The sequence below is a fragment of the Jutongia sp. SJQ-6 genome (genome assembly GCF_054161275.1).
The window spans coordinates 1333984-1353713 of record NZ_CP195314.1 but is presented as its reverse complement, the minus strand read 5'-3'; the positions used below and the strand labels follow the sequence as shown (position 1 = coordinate 1353713).

General features: G+C 42.8%; 17 protein-coding genes and 1 pseudogene. 15 read left to right on the top strand and 3 right to left on the bottom strand.

Annotation, left to right across the window (positions count from 1 at the left end):
- Nucleotides 1-2: 2 nt before the first annotated feature.
- The 10 genes from ACSAJE_RS06295 to ACSAJE_RS06250 all read left to right on the top strand — a co-directional run bounded on the left by ACSAJE_RS06295 (nt 3) and on the right by ACSAJE_RS06250 (nt 10024).
- Entirely contained in the window at nt 3-623 is a 621-nt protein-coding gene (locus tag ACSAJE_RS06295) for a TetR/AcrR family transcriptional regulator (protein WP_118689912.1), read from the top strand.
- Nucleotides 624-669: 46 nt separating this feature from the next.
- Nucleotides 670-1716 carry a [FeFe] hydrogenase H-cluster radical SAM maturase HydE gene (hydE, locus tag ACSAJE_RS06290; protein ID WP_118689911.1) on the top strand — a complete coding sequence of 349 codons (1047 nt, stop codon included), beginning with the start codon at nt 670-672 and terminating at the stop codon, nt 1714-1716.
- Nucleotides 1717-1821: 105 nt separating this feature from the next.
- Complete coding sequence (locus ACSAJE_RS06285; protein WP_118689910.1) at nt 1822-2550, top strand: winged helix family transcriptional regulator; 729 nt, start codon at nt 1822-1824, stop codon at nt 2548-2550.
- Nucleotides 2551-2680: 130 nt separating this feature from the next.
- A complete protein-coding gene (locus tag ACSAJE_RS06280; RefSeq protein ID WP_118689909.1) occupies nt 2681-3109 on the top strand; it encodes a response regulator in 429 nt (142 codons plus the stop codon).
- Between the two features lie 93 nt (nt 3110-3202).
- The gene (locus ACSAJE_RS06275; RefSeq protein WP_118689908.1) at nt 3203-3838 is read left to right on the top strand and encodes a histidine kinase; all 636 of its coding nucleotides are present in this window, start codon (nt 3203-3205) and stop codon (nt 3836-3838) included.
- A 56-nt stretch (nt 3839-3894) separates the two neighbouring features.
- Nucleotides 3895-4692 (top strand): response regulator, encoded by a 798-nt coding sequence (locus tag ACSAJE_RS06270; RefSeq protein ID WP_118689907.1) that lies wholly within the window; start codon nt 3895-3897, stop codon nt 4690-4692.
- Between the two features lie 718 nt (nt 4693-5410).
- Nucleotides 5411-6313 (top strand): sporulation initiation factor Spo0A C-terminal domain-containing protein, encoded by a 903-nt coding sequence (locus ACSAJE_RS06265; protein ID WP_458009974.1) that lies wholly within the window; start codon nt 5411-5413, stop codon nt 6311-6313.
- 260 nt (nt 6314-6573) lie between these two features.
- Nucleotides 6574-7962 (top strand): citrate/2-methylcitrate synthase, encoded by a 1389-nt coding sequence (locus ACSAJE_RS06260; protein WP_022026193.1) that lies wholly within the window; start codon nt 6574-6576, stop codon nt 7960-7962.
- Nucleotides 7963-8008: 46 nt separating this feature from the next.
- On the top strand, nt 8009-9553 hold the full coding sequence (gene putP / locus ACSAJE_RS06255) for a sodium/proline symporter PutP (RefSeq protein WP_022026192.1): 1545 nt from the start codon (nt 8009-8011) through the stop codon (nt 9551-9553).
- 84 nt (nt 9554-9637) lie between these two features.
- Nucleotides 9638-10024, top strand: coding sequence for a hypothetical protein (locus tag ACSAJE_RS06250; RefSeq protein ID WP_147354450.1), 387 nt, complete (start codon nt 9638-9640; stop codon nt 10022-10024).
- 260 nt (nt 10025-10284) lie between these two features.
- Here the strand turns inward: ACSAJE_RS06250 and ACSAJE_RS06245 are convergent, their stop codons facing one another.
- Nucleotides 10285-11502 (bottom strand): GNAT family N-acetyltransferase, encoded by a 1218-nt coding sequence (locus tag ACSAJE_RS06245; RefSeq protein WP_458009973.1) that lies wholly within the window; start codon nt 11500-11502, stop codon nt 10285-10287.
- 142 nt (nt 11503-11644) lie between these two features.
- Between ACSAJE_RS06245 and ACSAJE_RS06240 the strand changes: the two genes are divergently transcribed.
- From ACSAJE_RS06240 to ACSAJE_RS06220, 5 genes and pseudogenes are all read left to right on the top strand, one after another.
- Nucleotides 11645-12880: a DUF1015 domain-containing protein gene (locus ACSAJE_RS06240; RefSeq protein WP_458009972.1), complete on the top strand. Its 1236-nt coding sequence runs from the start codon at nt 11645-11647 to the stop codon at nt 12878-12880.
- Between the two features lie 52 nt (nt 12881-12932).
- The gene (locus ACSAJE_RS06235) at nt 12933-13577 is read left to right on the top strand and encodes a DUF624 domain-containing protein (protein WP_022026188.1); all 645 of its coding nucleotides are present in this window, start codon (nt 12933-12935) and stop codon (nt 13575-13577) included.
- Nucleotides 13558-15876 (top strand): annotated as a pseudogene (glgB, locus tag ACSAJE_RS06230) (1,4-alpha-glucan branching protein GlgB); the annotation flags it as partial. The gene ACSAJE_RS06235 and the pseudogene glgB, both read left to right, overlap by 20 nt.
- A gap of 27 nt (nt 15877-15903) precedes the next feature.
- Nucleotides 15904-16818 (top strand): mechanosensitive ion channel family protein, encoded by a 915-nt coding sequence (locus tag ACSAJE_RS06225; RefSeq protein WP_458009971.1) that lies wholly within the window; start codon nt 15904-15906, stop codon nt 16816-16818.
- A gap of 29 nt (nt 16819-16847) precedes the next feature.
- Nucleotides 16848-17789, top strand: a complete 942-nt coding sequence (locus ACSAJE_RS06220; protein ID WP_022026185.1) for a magnesium transporter CorA family protein — start codon at nt 16848-16850, stop codon at nt 17787-17789.
- 100 nt (nt 17790-17889) lie between these two features.
- Here ACSAJE_RS06220 and argH read toward each other — a convergent pair whose 3' ends face one another.
- Together argH and ACSAJE_RS06210 are read right to left on the bottom strand one after the other, a co-directional pair.
- A complete protein-coding gene (gene argH, locus ACSAJE_RS06215; protein ID WP_022026184.1) occupies nt 17890-19266 on the bottom strand; it encodes an argininosuccinate lyase in 1377 nt (458 codons plus the stop codon).
- Nucleotides 19267-19414: 148 nt separating this feature from the next.
- Nucleotides 19415-19681, bottom strand: a complete 267-nt coding sequence (locus tag ACSAJE_RS06210) for a DUF4366 domain-containing protein (RefSeq protein WP_458009970.1) — start codon at nt 19679-19681, stop codon at nt 19415-19417.
- Nucleotides 19682-19730: the final 49 nt, after the last annotated feature.

Here is a 19730-nt window from a genome sequence, read left to right as displayed (position 1 = left end):
GCATGAGTAAGATCGATCAAAAAAAGCGAGAGAAGAAAGAAGCACTTCTGCTCTCTGCATTTGAATTGTTCACAGAAAAAGGAATTCAAAATACGTCCATCTCTGAAATTGTAAAACGGGCAAAGATGGCGAAAGGTACTTTTTATCTTTATTTCAAAGATAAATTTGACATTCGCGATCAGTTGATCGCAAGACAGGCGAGTGCATTGTTTGACCGAGCTAATGAAGAACTCAAATTGAATGATGAGTCCAATTGGGTCAGCTTAGAGGAGTGTATTGTAGCACTTGCAACACATATTGTTGATCAGCTCAATGAGAGCCCTGTATTATTACGATTTATTTCTAAAAACTTAAGCTGGGGTGTTTTTTCAAATATTCGTATTGCCGGCATGTCCAATCGGAACTGCATGGATATCTTCGAGGAGCTGCTAAAGCAGTCCGGGCGCAAATTTCGACAGCAGAATTTAATGATCTTTATGATTGTTGAATTGGTAAATGCAACCTGTTATAATGTTATTCTACAGAAGCAACCGGTCACCCTGGAAGAGTTAAAGCCGGAGTTAAATACGGCGATCTGTGGCATTATCAGCCAATTTGAGATCGCGGATACGGAACAGGAGTAGTGGCTCCTTAGAATAAAGTGGTATTGTATTTGGCGAGGCACTGGAAATGGAGAAAATAATGGGCGAGATAATGCAGGAGCATGTAGATCGTCTGATGATGCTTGGAACGTTATCAGCAGACGAATTTACAGAACTGTTGCGATATCGCAATGCGGAGACAACCGAGTATCTGTTTCAAAAGGCAGAAGAGGTTCGAAAACAGCAATTTGATAAGGAAGTCTATCTGTGGGGTAGACTTCCTTTTTCTAATTACTGCAAAAATGATTGCAACTACTGTGGGTTAAGACGCAGTAATCGTTTTGTGAAGCGGTATCGTATGAATATGAAAGAAATATTACAGTATTGTCACGAGGGTTATAGGCAGGGAATTCGCAATTTTTTGCTGGAAAGTGGGACAGATTTTTATTTTTCGGAGGCAAATTTTGCAGAAATTGTGGATGCGGTACATAAGCATTTCCCGGACTGTACGATCATATTGAATGTGGGGGATCATACCAAAGCGGCATATTTACATTGGATGCATTTAGGTGCCGGAGCAGCTATGCTTAGCCATGATGCCTCGAATGAATTACAATTCAAGAGGCTGCACTCTGCTAATATGTCGTTACTTCGGCGCAAGCAGGGAATGTGGGAACTGCAGGAGATGGGATATCATACAGGAACAGGATTTTTGGTCGGAACACCTTATCAGACGATAGAGAATGTATCTGAAGATCTGCTGTTTATGAAGCAGTTTATGCCACAGATGATACAGATCGCACCATTTTTGGCAGCAAAACATACGCCATTTGAACGGGAACGCGGTGGTAATGCGGATATGGTATTATACTTGATGGCAATTGCAAGATTGATGTTTCGGGGAAGTATTCTTATTGCAGATCCGAGTTTGGAACAGGCGATGCACGATGGACGGAAGAAGGCACTGCAGGCAGGGGCTAACGTTGTTGTTGTTGATATTGTTGACGAGGCATTGCGCGGTGCATACGCCGTTTATGATGAGCACACTATTCATCGTCAGCAGGAGACGATTAAGTCTTTCGAACAGCAGATACGGGAAAAAGGTTATGAAGTCGTCCGAAAGGCCATCATGTAATTCCCAAAAGTAAGGTAGAAGACAGCAGCGAGTGAAGAACGAAGATGGAAACATCTAATGTCAATTATCGAAAATATAAGAAACAGATCGTGGTGAGAGAGAAATATGAGAAAGAGAAAGATGATTGTTTGCGCATTAGAGGAAGAGTGGATCGCAAGATTGTTGGAGCGATTGAGCCAGGAAGAATGGCAGACTCAGATGATCGATCATGCAGAGACGTTATGGGAGGTGCAGGCTCCGTGCTCGGCCATTATGATACAGGAAGAAGAGTTGACGGAGGCGTATCGATGGAGAACGAAAGATGCAGGTGACAGTATATGTCTGCAGGCTTTTCAAGAATTTGCGGAATGGCAGAAGGTACCAATTATCGTGATTTTACAGCAAAGAGATGATCGGTTGGAAGAACAGCTTTTGCGAGCCGGAGCTGCAGAATGTGTCTGCCCGGAGCAGTCGACCGATCTGGCAGCCTGTCGTATAGCACGGGCGGTGTCGAAAAATGTCGTATCAGATGTGCCGATGACGGAATGGGAACGTGTTATAGTGGATAGCGAGGGTGGACAAGTTCAGATTGACGGGTATCCTATTCATATGTCGAGAGAGGAATGTATATTGTTGAAGCGGTTGCTGCAGGCAGAGGGAGCTGTGGTATATCGGGATGAATTGGTGGAGAATTTATGGAGCGAAGTATCTGTGCACAGCCGGAGAAGATTGGATGGTGTTGTGCAGCGGGTGCGCAAACGTTTATATGGAACAAGGCTTTTTATTGTGTCCAAATATGGAAAAGGGTATTATCTGCAGTATCATAAAGAGGAAAATGGTTCTTGTTTTGTATGATTTCAGAGTCGCGTTAAGTATCGTATCTATTGTGGATGATTTGAGGAGAACAGCTTAAAGCATACAAAGGGCATGATTGACGGATTTTTTGAGAAGGAGTAAAATAGATGATATCAGGAGGAATAGGATCATGAATATATTGACTTGGGATGGTCTTGCTGACATTGATTCGTTCCATGGAGAAAGAGTTATGATCATTGATGACAATGAAATTAATCTGGAAGTCATGCAGACAATATTTAATGATTTTGGATTGCATACAGATGCGTTTGTGAGTGGACAGAAAGCATTAGAAAGCTATCAGAATAGTGAACCGTTTTCATATCAGTTTATATTGATCGATCTGAATCTATACGGTATGGATGGTTATGATATAGCAAAGTTCATTCGTAGTGCAGACAGGCAGGATAGTAAAGAGATTCCAATATATGCTGTTACTGCTAATTTACTTCCCTCAGCGAAAATGAAAGCAACTGAATGTGAGATGAATGGATATGTTGACAAACCGGTAAATTATGCAGCATTGTTAGAGATGATCCATAGCGTGTTGGGCGTATAAATTTACTCACACTTCACACATCCAAAGATGCTGTCGGATTATATATTGCTTACGATATCAAGGAATATTGAGGATTTGGAGGACAAATAAAAAGTGAGAAAAACTGGACCATTACGTGTGATTATTGATGTCAAAGGAATGGCAGAGGTGGATGAGGAAGATCTGAAGCAGCAAATTGTCGTACTGCAGGAACATTTTCTCTTTAATACGTTAAATGCGATCAAAGGGGCTGCGATATTAGAGAAGGTATTGCTGCCGGAGCTGCTGGATGGTTTTTCGGACTGCCTGCGTTATCAGTTTCAATGTTTTCGCGTCAATAAAACAGTATCTTTTCGTGAGGAAAGAAAGTTCATGCGAACGTATTTGTCCATGGAAAACTATCGGTTTCAGGGGATGACGATACTGTGGGATGTTGGTGCCTGCAATCTGAAAGTGCCGCCGATGGGGATTGCATTATATGCGTCGCGTGCTGTCAATGAGTGTATGTCGACCAGAAGACGTCAAATTGAAATTCTTGGTGGGGTTTGTCAAAATAAGTATATTCTTACCATTCGCAATTCGTATGAGGAGTTATCAAAAAAGGAAGCGGACGAAGGTGAGCTGATACGTCAAAAATTGAGAATATGGTGGAGCTTTTCGGTAGAAGGAGATATTAGCTGGGAGATTGAAGGTGATGAAATGGTTGTAACATTTGCATTACCGATAGAGGCGGAAGGTCAGAATACCTAAACATCTCGGATCGATGGATCTTGATTAAAATTTGATGGAAGGAATGTAGGGATGGTATGAAAACGATCATTGTCGATGATGAGATCATGGCGATCAAATTAGTGCGTAACTATTTAGAGCGTGACAAGCGTGTAGAGATTGTCGGAGAGTGTCTTGATGCAGGGGAGGCACTGCAGTGTGTTCGGGAGCGTGCCGTCGAGGCGGCATTCTTAGATATATGTATACATGGTTGTATGGATGGTGTTGAATTGGGTAAAAAGTTAAAGGAACTCAATCCACAGATCGTGTTGATCTATACAACAGGTAATGCACAGTACGTTGACAATGCAATTGATGTAGAAGCGGACTTTTATTTGATGAAGCCATTAAATGCGGCAGAACTCACTTTTGTCGTCAAGAAGGCGAATGAACTTGCTTTACAGAGAAATAAAAGAATCTTTGCAAGAACGTTTGGACATTTTGATCTGTATATTGATGGGAGTCCGGTTATGTTTCGCAGTGCGAAAGCAAAAGAGCTGTTGGCTCTTTTGGTGGATCGAGAAGGAGGTACTGTGACGACAGATCAGATCATTGGAACATTGTGGGAGAACCGTCCGAACGATGAAGCAACGCAGAGCTTATGCAGCAAGATCGGTAAAACATTGATCAATGAATTAAAACAGTATGGTGTAGAGGATATTATCGTGTCAGGAAGAGGCATCAAACGTCTTAATACGGATCTGCTGGAATGCGATTTGTACCGTCTATTACAGCGTGAACAGGATGCGCAGGACGCATTTGCGGGAGATTATATGCTGGAATATAGCTGGGCAGAAGATCGAATGGCGTCATTAAGCCGATTTTTACAAAATTAAATATCCCAACTTCCCATACCTCAAATCCTACACAACCACATATTGCTTATTATGTCGATGGTTTAATTATATTTTGCAGCTGATATATAGTGGGTCCTGCCATCAAAAAACTATAGAAATTGCCTTGCCGCAATTAGTTTTATAGTGATTTCTAAATTTTGTTGTCTCTGATGATTGATTTACATGCCTTTCGGAAACTCGAAGTCCCGGAAGCAAGGTAATCATCATTTTTGAAAGGGACTTTGCGCTCGTCGTTACTTATGTCTCGTATTTCAGAGACATTAAGTAACGTGACGTAGCGCATCGTAGCGAAAGCGTCCCGTCCAAAAATGGATGATACCTTGCTAAACCGGGACATCTCAGACAATCCTTCAGGCATGTATTCATCAGAGACTTAACAAAATAAGAAATCAACTAAAAACTCTGCGTTCTTCGGCAATTGTCTTAGTTTTTTTGATAGCAGGATAATTTATGTTATCGGCTGCAAAATAGCTATTATTTTATCGACATAATAAGCAATATGTGGTTTTGGAATAACTTTCGGTATGGGAAGTTTGCGTTAAATATACATTTTTTTTCAAAAAACCCCTCTAATTCCATTTCAATTCCATTTGAAATCCATAGTAATGCTAATTCAGGTTCTATAATTAGACATGGAAACTGAAAAAAAGCAATGGGATGTCGATTCTAAACAATTGATAGGGACTAGGAGGACAAAATGAAAGATGATATCCGTGTTATACTGGCAGACAACAACGTACAGGACAGAGAAAGCAAAAAACGATTATTAAATGAACAGGGAATCCAAGTAGTGTACGAAACAGGAGACGGAAAAAAAGCGCTGGAAAACATTAAAAAGTTAAAGCCGGATGTTGTAGTCATGGATATGATCTTACCGGGAGTAGACGGTTTGGAAATATTAGAAGAATGCAGAGAATTTACAGAGTACAAGCCTTTGTTTATCATTGCCACGGCACTTCGACGCGAGGGATTGATTGAACAGGCATTAGCACAGGGAGCAAACTATTATATGATGAAACCGTTATCAGCAACGATGTTGATCAAACGGATCAGACAGATCGCAGCCAGTGCAGGCGAAGGGGAAGAGGGACAAGCTGCAGTACATAACAGCGAAGAAAAGCAGCTTGTATCCGTGCCGGAGTATACGGATACTGTGAAGGAAGATTCAAAGAAAACGATAAGACAGGTTGTGAAACCTACAGAACATTTGATCAAAGATCCGTCGGATAAATACACCGGCAATCTGGAGATTGACATTACGAATATATTGCTGGAGATCGGAATGCCGGCACATATCAAGGGTTACCAATATATTCGTGAAGGCATTATGATGTCTTTTGCAGATCAAAATATGTTGCACTATATTACAAAATTTTTGTATCCAACCATTGCAAAAAAATATCATACTTCTTCCAGTAGTGTAGAACGGACGATCCGTCATGCGATAGAAGTTGCATGGCGCAGAGGGAATATGGAGACATTAGAGCACGTGTTTGGAAATACGATCTCTGCAAATCGCGGCAAACCGACCAACTCAGAATTTATGGCACTTTTGACGGATAAACTGCGTTTAGAGTATCGTATGCGGGAGGCTTGCTGATCGATCCGAATGTGAAAGACACACGATCTGTAAATCCTGCTGAGCGTGTTATGCGGCAGGAAATGGCAGTATAATAGGTACAAACTTGACGGAATAGCGTAAAATAAGGTATAGTAATAGAGTTGTCGTTAATAGATGACTCTATTACTTTTTTGTGTATACACGTATGCACGGGTACGATGACACGCCCCTCTGTTTTGTTGGATATACATAGGATAGCTGAGTGCTCGGAGGGGAACTATAGAAGGAGGTACTAGAAAATGAAAACAAATTCAATGATGTCGATAGATGATGCATTAGATGCAAAATTTAATGAACTTGTTGTAAGTTGTATGAAATCAGGAGCAATCGACCTAAACTTATATCAGGAATATGATGTGAAGCGGGGATTGCGTGACAGCAATGGAAAAGGTGTATTGACCGGATTGACTGAAATTTCAGATGTAACAGGGTACCGTGTTGTAGATGGGGTCAAGGAGCCGGCTGATGGTATGCTGTACTATCAGGGGTATGATGTCAAAAATTTAGTTGGAGATGGCATTGAGAAACGATTTGCCTTTGAGGAAACAACATATTTGCTATTGTTCGGTTATCTGCCTAATAAAGAGCAATTGGAAGTTTTCCATGGGATCATTGCGAGCTTGCAAGAGCTGTCCGGACAATTTGTGCGTGATGTTATTATGAAGGCGCCAAGTGCAAATCTGATGAATGGATTGCAGAAAAGTGTCTTGACTTTGTACTCTTACGATGCTAATCCGGATGATATTTCAGTATCCAACGTACTTCGTCAGTCATTGCAGTTAATTGCGAAATTGCCATTGATCGCGGTTTACAATTACCATGCATACAGACATTTTCACTTCTTTGACAGTTTGGTGATCAAGCCTGCTAAACCGGAGCTTTCGACGGCAGAAAACATTTTGCAGATGTTACGTCCAAATGGAAAGTATACTCCATTAGAAGCACGTGTACTCGATGCAGCTCTTGTGCTTCATGCAGAGCATGGTGGTGGTAATAACTCGACATTTACCAATCACGTAGTAACGTCTTCGGGTACAGATACCTATTCGGCAGTCGCAGCATCCATTGCATCTTTGAAAGGACCGCGTCATGGTGGAGCTAATTTGAAAGTGCAGCAGATGTTTGCAGATCTTCATGAGCATGTTACGGATCTGGAAGATGACGATCAGATTCAGGAATATTTGCAGGCAGTACTTCGTGGAGATGCTTTTGATCATTCCGGTCTGATCTATGGTATGGGGCATGCAGTTTACACGTTGTCCGATCCGCGAGAGGTGATCCTGAAGGATTATGCACAGAAATTAGCTGAAAGTAAAGGAATGCTCAAAGAGTACAGTCTTTATGATAGAGTAGAACGCATTGGAACGCAGTTGCTATCTCATAGAAATCATGTGGTCAAACCAATCTGCGCAAATGTGGACTTCTATTCAGGCTTTATTTATACAATGCTTGGTATTCCGGAGGAGTTATTTACACCGATCTTTGCAATTTCTCGTATTGCAGGATGGAGTGCGCATCGTCTGGAAGAACTTGTAAATCGAGGTAAGATCATTCGTCCGGCATACAAATATGTTGGACATCACAGACCGTTTGTTGATGCCAAAGACCGTGGGACAACAGAGGAGTAATCTCTATAGGGATACAGGAAAAAGATAAGAAAGGTATGGTAATTGTATGACAACAGTATCAAGTTCCAGCATTGCTGCAATATTAGTGGCGTTTGCTGCCTATTTGTTATTCATGATCGTGATCGGTGCAATCTGTATGCGCCGCACCAATAGTTCAGAGGATTATTTCCTCGGAGGCAGAGGCTTAAATGCATGGGTCGCAGCACTCTCAGCGCAGGCGTCTGACATGAGCGGATGGCTGCTAATGGGTCTGCCGGGTTCGATTTATGCGTTAGGTACCGGCCAGGCTTGGATCGCCATAGGGTTATTTTTAGGAACTGTTTGTAACTGGCTGCTGATTTCCAAAAGACTTCGTCGCTATACGATCGTAGCAGGTAATTCTATGACACTGCCGGAATTTTTGGAGAATCGTTTTCATGACAAAAAGAAAGTGCTGCTTTCCATCTCATCTGTCGTGATCATTATTTTCTTCTTAGTATATACAGCGTCAGCCCTTGCTTCGGGAGGTAAATTATTCCATACGATCTTTGGTATTGACTATCATATTGCGCTGATCATCGGTGCAGCAGTTATTTTAACTTATACGTTTATGGGTGGATTTTTGGCCGTATGTACGACAGACTTTGTACAGGGAATGTTGATGTTAGTCGGATTGCTGACCGTGCCAATCATTGCTTTTGCATTAGTCAGTGGCAAGTTTGCAGCTAACATTGACCACACACAGGTAGCTGGTGGTTATGATGCATATATGAATCTGTTCATGAACGGCGGCAGACCATATAAATTTGTGGAAATCTTATCGCAGCTTGCATGGGGATTAGGATATTGCGGAATGCCTCATATCCTGATACGTTTCATGGCGGTAAAAGATGAGAAAGAGTTGAAAAAATCCAGCGTGATCGCAATTTCATGGTGCTTTTTGTCTTTGGTAGCTGCCTGCTTTATTGGTATTGTCGGAAGAGCTTATCTGGTCGATAATGTACTGACAGGCGGACAGACAGAGAGTGTCTTTATCACAATGATTGAACGCGTATTCACCAAAAATATAGGAATTCCATTTGTTGGCGGATTGTTCTTGTGCGGCATTTTGGCGGCGATCATGTCAACGGCAGATTCACAGCTGTTGGTTTGTGCATCTTCGGTATCAAAAGATATTTACAAAAGTTTTATCCGTAAAGATGCAGACGATAAACGCATCATGAAAGTGACTCGAATCACAGTCATCGTTGTTGCATTGATCGCGATCGTAATTGCTTGGGATCCGGAGAGTAGTATTATGGGTCTGGTATCCGATGCATGGGCTGGTCTTGGATCGGCTTTTGGACCGGCGATCGTGTTGGCATTATTTTGGAAGCGCGCTAATATGCCGGGAACGGTTGTCGGAATTATTACCGGTGGATTGACGGTTCTTATCTGGGACTATATCCCATTGATGGGTGGCAAGACGCTTGCAGTGACGACTGGTATTTATTCTCTGTTAATTGGATTTATTTTGAGCCTTTTTGTTAATGTGATCGTTAGTCTTGCAACAAAAGCACCGAGTGCTGAAATTGTTGCAGAATTTGAAAAAGTCGATGCATATAGCGAATAAAAATACAAAGCATATTCCATACTAAGGAATGCAATAGATTCTATTTCGTGTCATACGAAATTTCAGAAAGGTATGGTGAATGCTTTGAAAAAGAAAATGTTAGGTTTTGCGGTGGTTACAGTCTTGGCGGCAGCATTGATGGTTGGATGCGGTAATAAATCCAAAAATAATTCTGCTACATCACCTTCTTCCGGTAATGGTGCAACGGATATGCCAAATGAGACAGAACTTCCAGAGAGTACCAATAATGCTGCAGATGATGCGGGAAATGCCGTGGATGATGCTGTAGATGGTGCGGGAAATGCTGTGAAAGATGCCACGGATGGTGTAGAAGATGCTGTAGATGACGCTGTAGATGGTACAGAAGATGCAGTTGATGATCTGACAGGTAATGAAAAAGACAAGACAAATGATCATGCAAATTCTAAAACAGATGATACAAAGAGCAAAAAAAACGATAATAAACGTTAGAATAGACGGCATAACACGATATGATATCGGAATGTCGTAATAGAATTAAAAAAAACGCACAGGATGCTAAAGCATAATGCTTCCTGTGCATTTTTTGTTTCTTTATAGGAAACTTCTCGTGTCTTATAAAGCAAAAAACGCTCCGCGAGGATGCGCATCTCGCGGAGAAGAAGTTAGCTGCAAACAGCACCGCTCGAGCGCGAAAGAGTCGCAAGCGACTCTTTGTTCTGTTGTGTGACGTCGCATCGCAAAGAATGGCTTTAGCGATTCTTGCCCTTTTGAGATGATTCCTCCGTGAGATGGATGCGGTAAAGAACGGCATCGCGATTTTTGTATATAAGATCTTTTTCGGGTTTCATGCCAAGATTTTTTGCAGTATGCAGTGATCGTACATTTTCTTTATCAATGACTGCAACAATATTGTCAATATCCAGAGCTTGATAGGCATACTGAAATACTGCACGGCAACATTCCAGCGCATAGCCGTAGCCCCAATGATTACTATCTAACAAATAGGACAACATGATCTCATCCTGTCCGTCAACAACATGGTTCTCAATTCCACAACGTCCAATGAGCCCACCGGAAGTTTTGCTGAATACGCCCCATAATCCGTAGCCGTAGAAATTGTATACATTACGGATATAGGCAGCCTGTTTTGCCATCTCCATTTCTTTATAATCGTCGATGTCATCAATGAATTTGGCAACCTCGGGATCCTTATAAATCGGATATAAATCCGGAATATCCGCAACGGTCAGTTCGCGAATGATCAGACGCCTTGTATTTGCAATGGTTACCGGTATTTTTTGTTTGCGCTGCCAAACATGCAGAAAAAACGAAGGAGTAAGTCCTTCGAAACTTTCCAACAAAACATCGGCACGTGATAGATCCTGCTTGCCGGAATGTGGATTGTCGTATCCGACGCAGGCAATTCCGGCGGCGATCGCCGCTTCGACACCATAAGAGGAGTCTTCAACAACAATGGCTTCCTCTGCGGATACGCCAAGCTTTTTAAGTGCTAGTTGAAATGTGTCGGGAGCAGGCTTTGGATGGGCAACATTTGAACTGGAAACGAGCTGATCAAAATATTTGCGGATGCCTAATGAACTGACAACAGCGTTGATCTCAGCAGGATTAGAGGAGGAGGCAATCGCTAACTTCCAGCCACTGGCAGCAAGCTTCGGGATCAGCTCGCAGATGCCGGGCAGGGAAGGATACCCCTCTTCTTTGTGGATTTCGCGTTTGGCTTGATTTAATTCCGCCAAAAGCTCTTCCGGAGATAAAGAAAGAGAAAAGTCTGAGATAACTTTTTGTGCCATATTTGCAGTGGAACTGCCAATAAACTGTTCATGATAGGACATGTCGGCATCTACACCATATTTGTGCAGTACTTTCAGTGCTGCTCTGCCATGCTGTGGTTCGCTGTCGATAATGACACCGTCCATATCAAAAATAATCGCTTTTAATGTTCGCATTGTATAGAACACCTCCCCGTAAATTCGCTATTGAACCTTTATTATAGCAGAAAAATCATTGTGCCACAATCTCAGTCATGGTATAATTATAAAGGTGATTTATATATATGCCCCCGAGGAAATAGAGAAAGGACGAAAGAAGATGGCAGTGATCAGACCGTTTTGTGCAGTGCGCCCGGCAGTAGAATATGCCGATAAAGTAGCCGCATTGCCATATGATGTATATAATCGTGCAGAAGCGAAGAAGGAAGTGGAGAGAGAACCGTTATCCTTTTTGGCGATAGACCGCGCAGAGACACAATTTGAGGATAGTGTATCCGTATATGCACCTGAGGTGTATGCCAAGGCAAAAGAACTGTTCGAGGAACGTATCTCTCAGGGGATTTTTGTAGAGGATAAGCAAAGTGCTTACTATATTTATCAGTTGGAGATGAATGGACGCACTCAGACGGGTATCGCAGCGTGTGCCAGTGTAGACGATTATCTGGATGGCACGATCAAAAAGCATGAAAATACAAGAGAAGAGAAGGAACAGGATCGTATTCGGCATGTAGACACTTTGTCTGCACAGACCGGACCGATCTTTTTGGCATATCGTTCCCAGGCAACGATCAACCAATTGGTGTCTGAGATCATGGAAACGCAGGAACCGTTGTATGATTTTACGGCAGCGGATGGTATTGCGCACCGTATGTGGAAAGTGACAGAAGAAGCGGTTACCACATTACAGGAGGCTTTTGCCGGAATACAGGAGATTTATATTGCAGATGGGCATCATCGTGCAGCATCCGCAGTCAAAGTCGGCTTGAAACGCCGTAAAGAACATCCGGATTATGATGGAACAGAAGAGTTTAATTATTTCCTTTCCGTACTATTTCCGGACGATCAGTTAATGATCATGGATTATAACCGCTGTGTGAAAGATTTGCATGGACTTACGAAAGAAGCATTTTTGAAGGCTGTGGAAGAGTGCTTTGATGTTACTGTCTTGGATGGTGCGAAGCATCCGCAGGTAAAGGGACAGATCACCATGTATTTGGAAAATCGCTGGTATTTGCTGCAGGCAAAGCAGGAACTGCTTGCTATCACGGATCCGGTTGCCGCATTGGATGTGTCATTGCTACAGGAATATCTGTTAAAACCGGTGCTTGGTATCGAGGATCCAAGGACAGATGAGCGTATTGATTTCATTGGAGGAATCCGAGGCTTGGAGGAATTGGAACGTCGTGTGAAGACGGACATGACGGTCGCATTTGCGATGTATCCGACTTCGATCGGAGAGCTGTTTGCTGTGGCTGACGCGGGGCTGCTTATGCCGCCGAAGTCGACTTGGTTCGAGCCAAAGCTTCGCAGCGGATTGTTGATGCACCGCATTTGATCCGGCCTAAAATCAATGTTTGCGGCTCGAACAGAGCCATGGAGATTTGCATATGAAAGAATTTTTTTCTATTGAAGGACCGTTTATGCAGTTTTTTGGAAAACTGTGGGATATTATATTATTAAGTGTTGTATTTTGTGTGTGCAGTATTCCGATCATTACGTTTGGGATGAATTGTATTGCACTGTATTATACGGTTGTAAAGGTGGTTCTGCCCGGGGAGAGACATGCTGTGCGGACGTTTTTAAAAATGGTTCCCCGCAATGCAAGACAGGGACTGCCGCTTGGAATATTGTTTGAAATAATTATCGCTGTTTTGACGTATTCGCTTATAGTGATCCTGCATAACGATATGGGAGCACTCGGTGTGTTTTTTGGTGTTGTGTTTGTTATGTTGTTTATGATCGTGTTAGTAGTTATGGCGTATGCATTTCCAATGTCTGCACGTTTTGAAAATACGATCGGAGAAATTGTTGCTAACAGTGCTTTTATGGCATTGGAACACTGGAAAGAGACAACATCTTTGCTGATCCTGCAGGCGGCATTTCTTGTGGGAATGATATTGATCGTGTATATTCCACCGATCATACTGATCTTGCCGGGAGCAATTATGTGGATGCAGGCAAAATTGTTGGAGCCGGTGTTTGACAGCTACTTAAAAGAGGGGGGAGCAAATCATGAAACAGAGACTATATGATCTGATGGATTGGGAAGCCATTGAAGCAATCGTTTATTCGGAAGAGGATCATCCTCAGCGTGTACTTGGACCGCAGAAGGTAAAGGGCGGTATTTTAGTGCAGGTATTTGTGCCGGGAGCAGTTAAGGCAAAGCTTCGTCTTAAAAGTACAGGTAGAAATTATACAATGGATCAGTCAGACGATGCAGGCATGTTTGCAGTTCTTTTGCCGGGAAAGACAATCACAGAATATACGATCATTGCTTCCTATGAAGATGGTTCTAAAGTGGAGTTAGAGGATCCGTATCTATATCAGGATTTATTCGGGGCGAATCACATTGAGCGTTTTGAAAAAGGGATTCACCGGGAAATATATCGTTATATGGGTGCGCATCCGGCTGCAGTACGCGGCTGTATGGATGACACAGACATTCTTTGGGATGTAACGGAAGATGCCGTGAAAGACGATGCAGCACTGTTATATGGAACACACTTTGCGGTGTGGGCACCGAATGCAATGCGTGTCAGTGTTGTTGGGGATTTTAACGGCTGGGATGGCAGAAGACATCCTATGATGCGTCAGGGAGATTCCGGTGTATTTTCGCTTTTTATTCCGGGGATCGGACCGGGTGAATTATATAAATATGAGATTAAATCAGCACCGCAGAAAGTGACGATGAAGACAGATCCATATGGGTTTGCCTGTGAAAAGAGGCCGGCTAATGCCAGCATTGTGACGAATCTGCAGGAGTACCGCTGGAACGATGATAAATGGCTTGCAAAGCGTTCTAAAAGGGATTACACCAAGGAGCCTATGAATATCTATGAAGTTCATTTGGGATCTTGGAAAAGGCAGCAGGGAACAGAAGATGGATTTGTCAATTACCGGGAGCTGGCACGACAGCTTGTGCAGTATGTTCAGAAAATGGGATATACACATGTGGAGTTACTGCCGGTCATGGAGCATCCATTAGACGAGTCTTGGGGTTATCAGGTGACTTCGTATTATGCACCGACTTCCAGACATGGTTCGCCGCAGGATTTTATGTATTTTATGGATACGATGCATCAGGCCGGGATCGGTGTTATTTTGGACTGGGTACCGGCACATTTTCCAAAAGACGAGAATGGATTGGCGAGGTTTGATGGAACTTGTCTGTATGAGCATGCGGATCCGAGACAGGGAGAGCATCCACATTGGGGGACATTGATCTACAATTATGGAAGACCGGAAGTTGCCAATTTCCTGACGGCCAATGCATTGTTTTGGATCGAGCAGTATCATGCAGATGGAATCCGTATGGACGCTGTAGCATCAATGTTGTATCTGGACTATGGCAAACAGGACGGGGAATGGGTTGCTAATATGTACGGCGGCAATGAGAATCTTGAGGCAATAGCCTTTTTGAGGGATTTAAGCGATGTGATGCATGAGAGAAACAAAGGTGCATTACTGATCGCAGAGGAATCGACGGCATGGCCGAAAGTGACAGAGCCTTCGACAGTTGACGGTTTAGGTTTTGATCTGAAATGGAATATGGGCTGGATGAATGATTTTACAACGTATATGCAGACGGACCCGCTGTTTCGCAAGGGCCGACACGGCATGCTTACGTTTAGTATGATCTATGCATACAGCGAAAAGTTTGTGCTTGTATTCTCGCACGATGAAGTGGTGCATCTGAAAGGTTCTATGTTTGCAAAAATGCCTGGTGAGCCGGAAGAAAAATATGCGAATCTTCGTGTGGCATACGGTTTTATGATGGCACATCCCGGCAAAAAGCTGCTCTTTATGGGGCAGGAGTTTGCACAGGAGAACGAATGGAATGAGAAGCAGGAATTGCCTTGGAAGCAGGCAGAGGAGCCGGATCACAGGGCATTGCAGCAATATGTAAAGGCATTGAATACGTTTTATCAAGAGCATCCGGCTTGGTACGAGACAGATTTTGATGCAGAGGGTTTTGAATGGCTTAGCAGTATGGATGCCGATCACAGTATTATTACCTTTATGCGGTATGATGCGAAGAAAGAGGAGCGGCTTCTGGTGGTGTGTAATTTCACTCCGGTTACGTATGAGAATTTTAAGATTGGAGTGCCTGTTGCCGGAAAATATAAGGAAATTTTTAATAGCGATCAAATTTCCTTTGGTGGAACAGGTTGCATTAACGCAAGGCAAAAGAGTGCGAAGAAGATACCTTGGGATGGCAGGGAGTATTCGCTGACGATTTCCGTGCCGCCGTTAGGAATGAGCGTATATCGCTGTGTGCCGACCGACACGATGACAGCGACCGTTCCGTCGAAACGTGGAAGCGCTAGAACAGGAAAAACAGTAAAAAAGAGGAAATAAATGATGTTGTATGGTAAAATGGGAATAGGCATGATGGAACTGCAAAATGCAATGCTTGCAGTGCAGGATAATACAACCGTCAAAGAGCTGACCAAGGTAATGGGGGATGACTCTGTTTCCAATGAAAAAAAGACCAGCTTTTTATTACAGTATTTATTAGATCAGCGAGAGCCGCTGCTTCGCTTCGGTCAGACGTTGCTGATCGCTTTGATCGTGTTTGTGATCGGCCGTAAAATGGTGAAGCTGTTACTTCGTTTTACGGATCGCTGGATGGAGCGGCGCAATGTAGAGGTTAGTGTCCGCAAGTTTGTGATGTCATTAGCCGGCGTTATCTATAATGTGCTATTGATCTTTGTGGTTGCAGGTATACTTGGTGTAGGAACCAGTTCTATTGTGGCTATGGTCGGATCGGCAGGATTGGCGATCGGCCTTGCTCTTCAGGGCAGTTTGGCCAATTTGGCGGGTGGGGTTTTGATCTTACTTCTCAAGCCGTTTCAGGTTGGAGATTATATTATTACGCCACAATCGGAGGGAACCGTACAGAGTATTGATATTTTTTACACGCGATTGACGACAACGGATAATCGGGTGATCGTGATACCGAATGGAACGATTTCTAATTCGGATATTACCAATACAACGAAGCAGGATAGGCGTTTGCTTGTTTTGGAGTTCTCTGTCAGTTATGATGCAGATGTTGCATTGATCCGAGACATTTTACTCAAAGAGATGAAACACAGGAGTGACATTTTGGTGAAAGAGCCAATGAGAGTTGTTGTGACCAGATTAAGCCCTGTGAAACTGCGTATGAATGCGAAATGCTGGGTGGAAACATCAAAATACTGGGATGTTTATTATGATATGTTGGAGAGGATCAAAACATTGTTACAGGAACAAAACATCTCCATAGGATAAGAAATTAGCAGAAATAAGAGGTGACGATAATGATCAAGTTTTATCGAACAGATGACCGTAAAATTCATGAGGAGGGTGGAATTGTTCCGGGAGGCTGGATTGATATGGTCAATCCAACAGTAGCAGAGGGTGAGTTGATCGCCAAAAGACTGCAAATTGATATTCAAGATCTGTTGGCTGCTTTGGATGAGGAAGAAAGTTCTCGTGTGGAATTGGAGGATGGATATACGTTAATTCTGGTGGATATTCCAACAATTGAGATTCGTCATGATAAAGAAGCATATACGACAATCCCACTGGGTATTATCTTGACGCAGGATATTATCATCACCATTTGTACAGAGGAAACTCCGGTGCTGCAAGCGTTTGTCAATGGTCGCGTGAAAGAATTCAGTACCAAGAAGAAAATGCGTTTTGTGTATCAGATCCTGTTCCGTGTGGCTGCGTTATATCAGAATGATCTTCGTGTCATTGATAAGAAACGAACCGAGATTGAGGAACGCATTGATGATGATACCGAAGACGTAGATCTGATCGATCTGCATGCATTAGAATCAACATTGGTCTACTTTGCGACATCTTTGCGTGCAAATGGTGTTGTCTTAGATCGCTTGACACGTTATAAGCGATTGGAACAGTATCCGGATGACACGGATCTGTTAGATGATGTCATTGTCGAGAACCGGCAGGCGATCGAAATGACAACGATATATAGAGATATTATCAACGGAACGCGTGAGCTGATGTCCTCTGTGCTTGATAATCGTTTGAATAATGTCATGAAAATACTGACGATTGTAACACTGGTTATGGGTATTCCGACTCTGATCTCAGGAATTTACGGTATGAATGTTTCCAGTAAGTGGATGCCGTTAGCAGATACGCCGCATGGTTTTTCCATTATCTGTCTGCTCATCGTGTTTATTTGTATGATTGCAATGTTCTTATTAAAGAAAAAGAAAATGTTTTAGCCGGTTAGGCTTACATGACAGTAATGTATCAGGAAATAAAAAAGCAAAGCCAGCGCTGGCTTTGCTTTTTTGTTCCTAGAAAATTTCCACCCTGTACAATTTATTCTTCAGCGAGATAAGCTTCATATTTGGCGATCACTTCTTTCATAGCCTGTGGTCCCGGAGCACCGATCGTATTACGCTTAGCAACACAGGTTTCCATGCTGATCGCATCATAAATATCTTCTTCGAATACCGGGCTGATCGCCTTATACTCTTCCAAAGACATCTGACCCAGTGAAATATTCTTGTCAATGCAGTACAAAACGAGCTGTCCGACAATGCCGTGTGCATCGCGGAATGGAACACCATGATTTACCAAATAATCCGCTGCGTCAGTCGCATTTGTAAATCCACCCTCAGCGCTTGCACGCATACGGTCTTTGCGGAAGGTGATCGTGTCTAGCATACCATTAAATAATACGATACATCCTTTCGTGGTATCAATGGCATCAAAGACAAATTCCTTATCTTCCTGCATATCTTTGTTGTAGGCCAAAGACAGTCCCTTCATCGTAGTCAACAGAGAGATAAGAGAACCGTATACACGACCTGTCTTACCGCGGACAAGCTCTGCAATGTCCGGATTCTTCTTCTGTGGCATGATACTGCTTCCGGTAGAATAGGAGTCATCAATATCAATGAACTGATATTCGTTCGTGTTCCAAATGATGATCTCTTCGCAGAAACGGCTCAAATGCATCATAATGATAGACATTGCTGCACTAAATTCGATCAGATAATCACGGTCAGATACAGAATCCATACTGTTTAACGTTGGACCGGTAAATCCAAGCAATTCTGCGGTGCGTTCACGATTGAGCGGATAGGTTGTTCCGGCAAGTGCACCGGAGCCGAGAGGGCAGTAATTCATGCGCTTATGAATATCCTGCAGACGGGAACGGTCACGGTAGAACATTTCGAAATAAGCACCCATATGATGTGCTAAGGTGATCGGCTGTGCTTTCTGCAAATGAGTAAAGCCCGGCATGATCGTATCAATATTTTCCTTCATGATCTTTAACAGGCTTTGCAATAAACCGAACAACAGGTGCTCCATTTCCTTGATCTCTTTGCGGGTATATAATTTCATATCCAAAGCAACCTGATCGTTACGGCTGCGTCCGGTGTGCAGGCGTTTGCCGGCATCGCCAATGCGCTCGATCAAATGTGCCTCCACAAAACTATGAATATCTTCGTGCTCTTCGGTAAAAACAAGTTTGCCATCACGAATATCATCGCGGATCGACTGCAGACCTCCGATGATCGCTTCTTTGTCTTCGTTGGTCAAAATTCCCTGCTCAGCTAACATTGTGACGTGTGCAATGCTGCCTTCAATATCTTCCTCATAAAACTTCTGGTCAAAAGAAAGAGAAGCATTAAAGTTATGTACTAATTGATTGGTTTCTTTCGTGAAGCGTCCGCCCCAAAGTTTCATAGTGGTAATCCTCCATTTTATGTAGTAAATTATGCTTTACGGTGAAATGTGCTTTACATAGTTAAATCTGCAGAAACAATGGAAGAAAAACATTCTGCCATCCGGTTACTGCAGATTTAACGGTAATTTTTACGCTTAGTTGTTAAAATTAGTCCTCTGCTTCTGGTGTTGTATCTGAGAACTCAATAAAGTCATCATCAAAATTGTCACCAAAATCATCCGCATCAAAGTCATCCAGATAATCGCGTTCCAGATGGCGGAAAACAGCATAAGCAATAGTTGCAACTGCTGCAACTGCGCCTATGATAGCGAGTGCAATGATGATGCCGTTTTTGTTTTTCTCCTCTAACTCTTTCTTGTGGAGAAGTTCGTTGATCTTTGCTGTATTCATTAATTCTTCGAGCTTATTTGACATAGCGCCACATCCTTTCCCTGATTGGTCAATTGTTATACGAATAGTATAA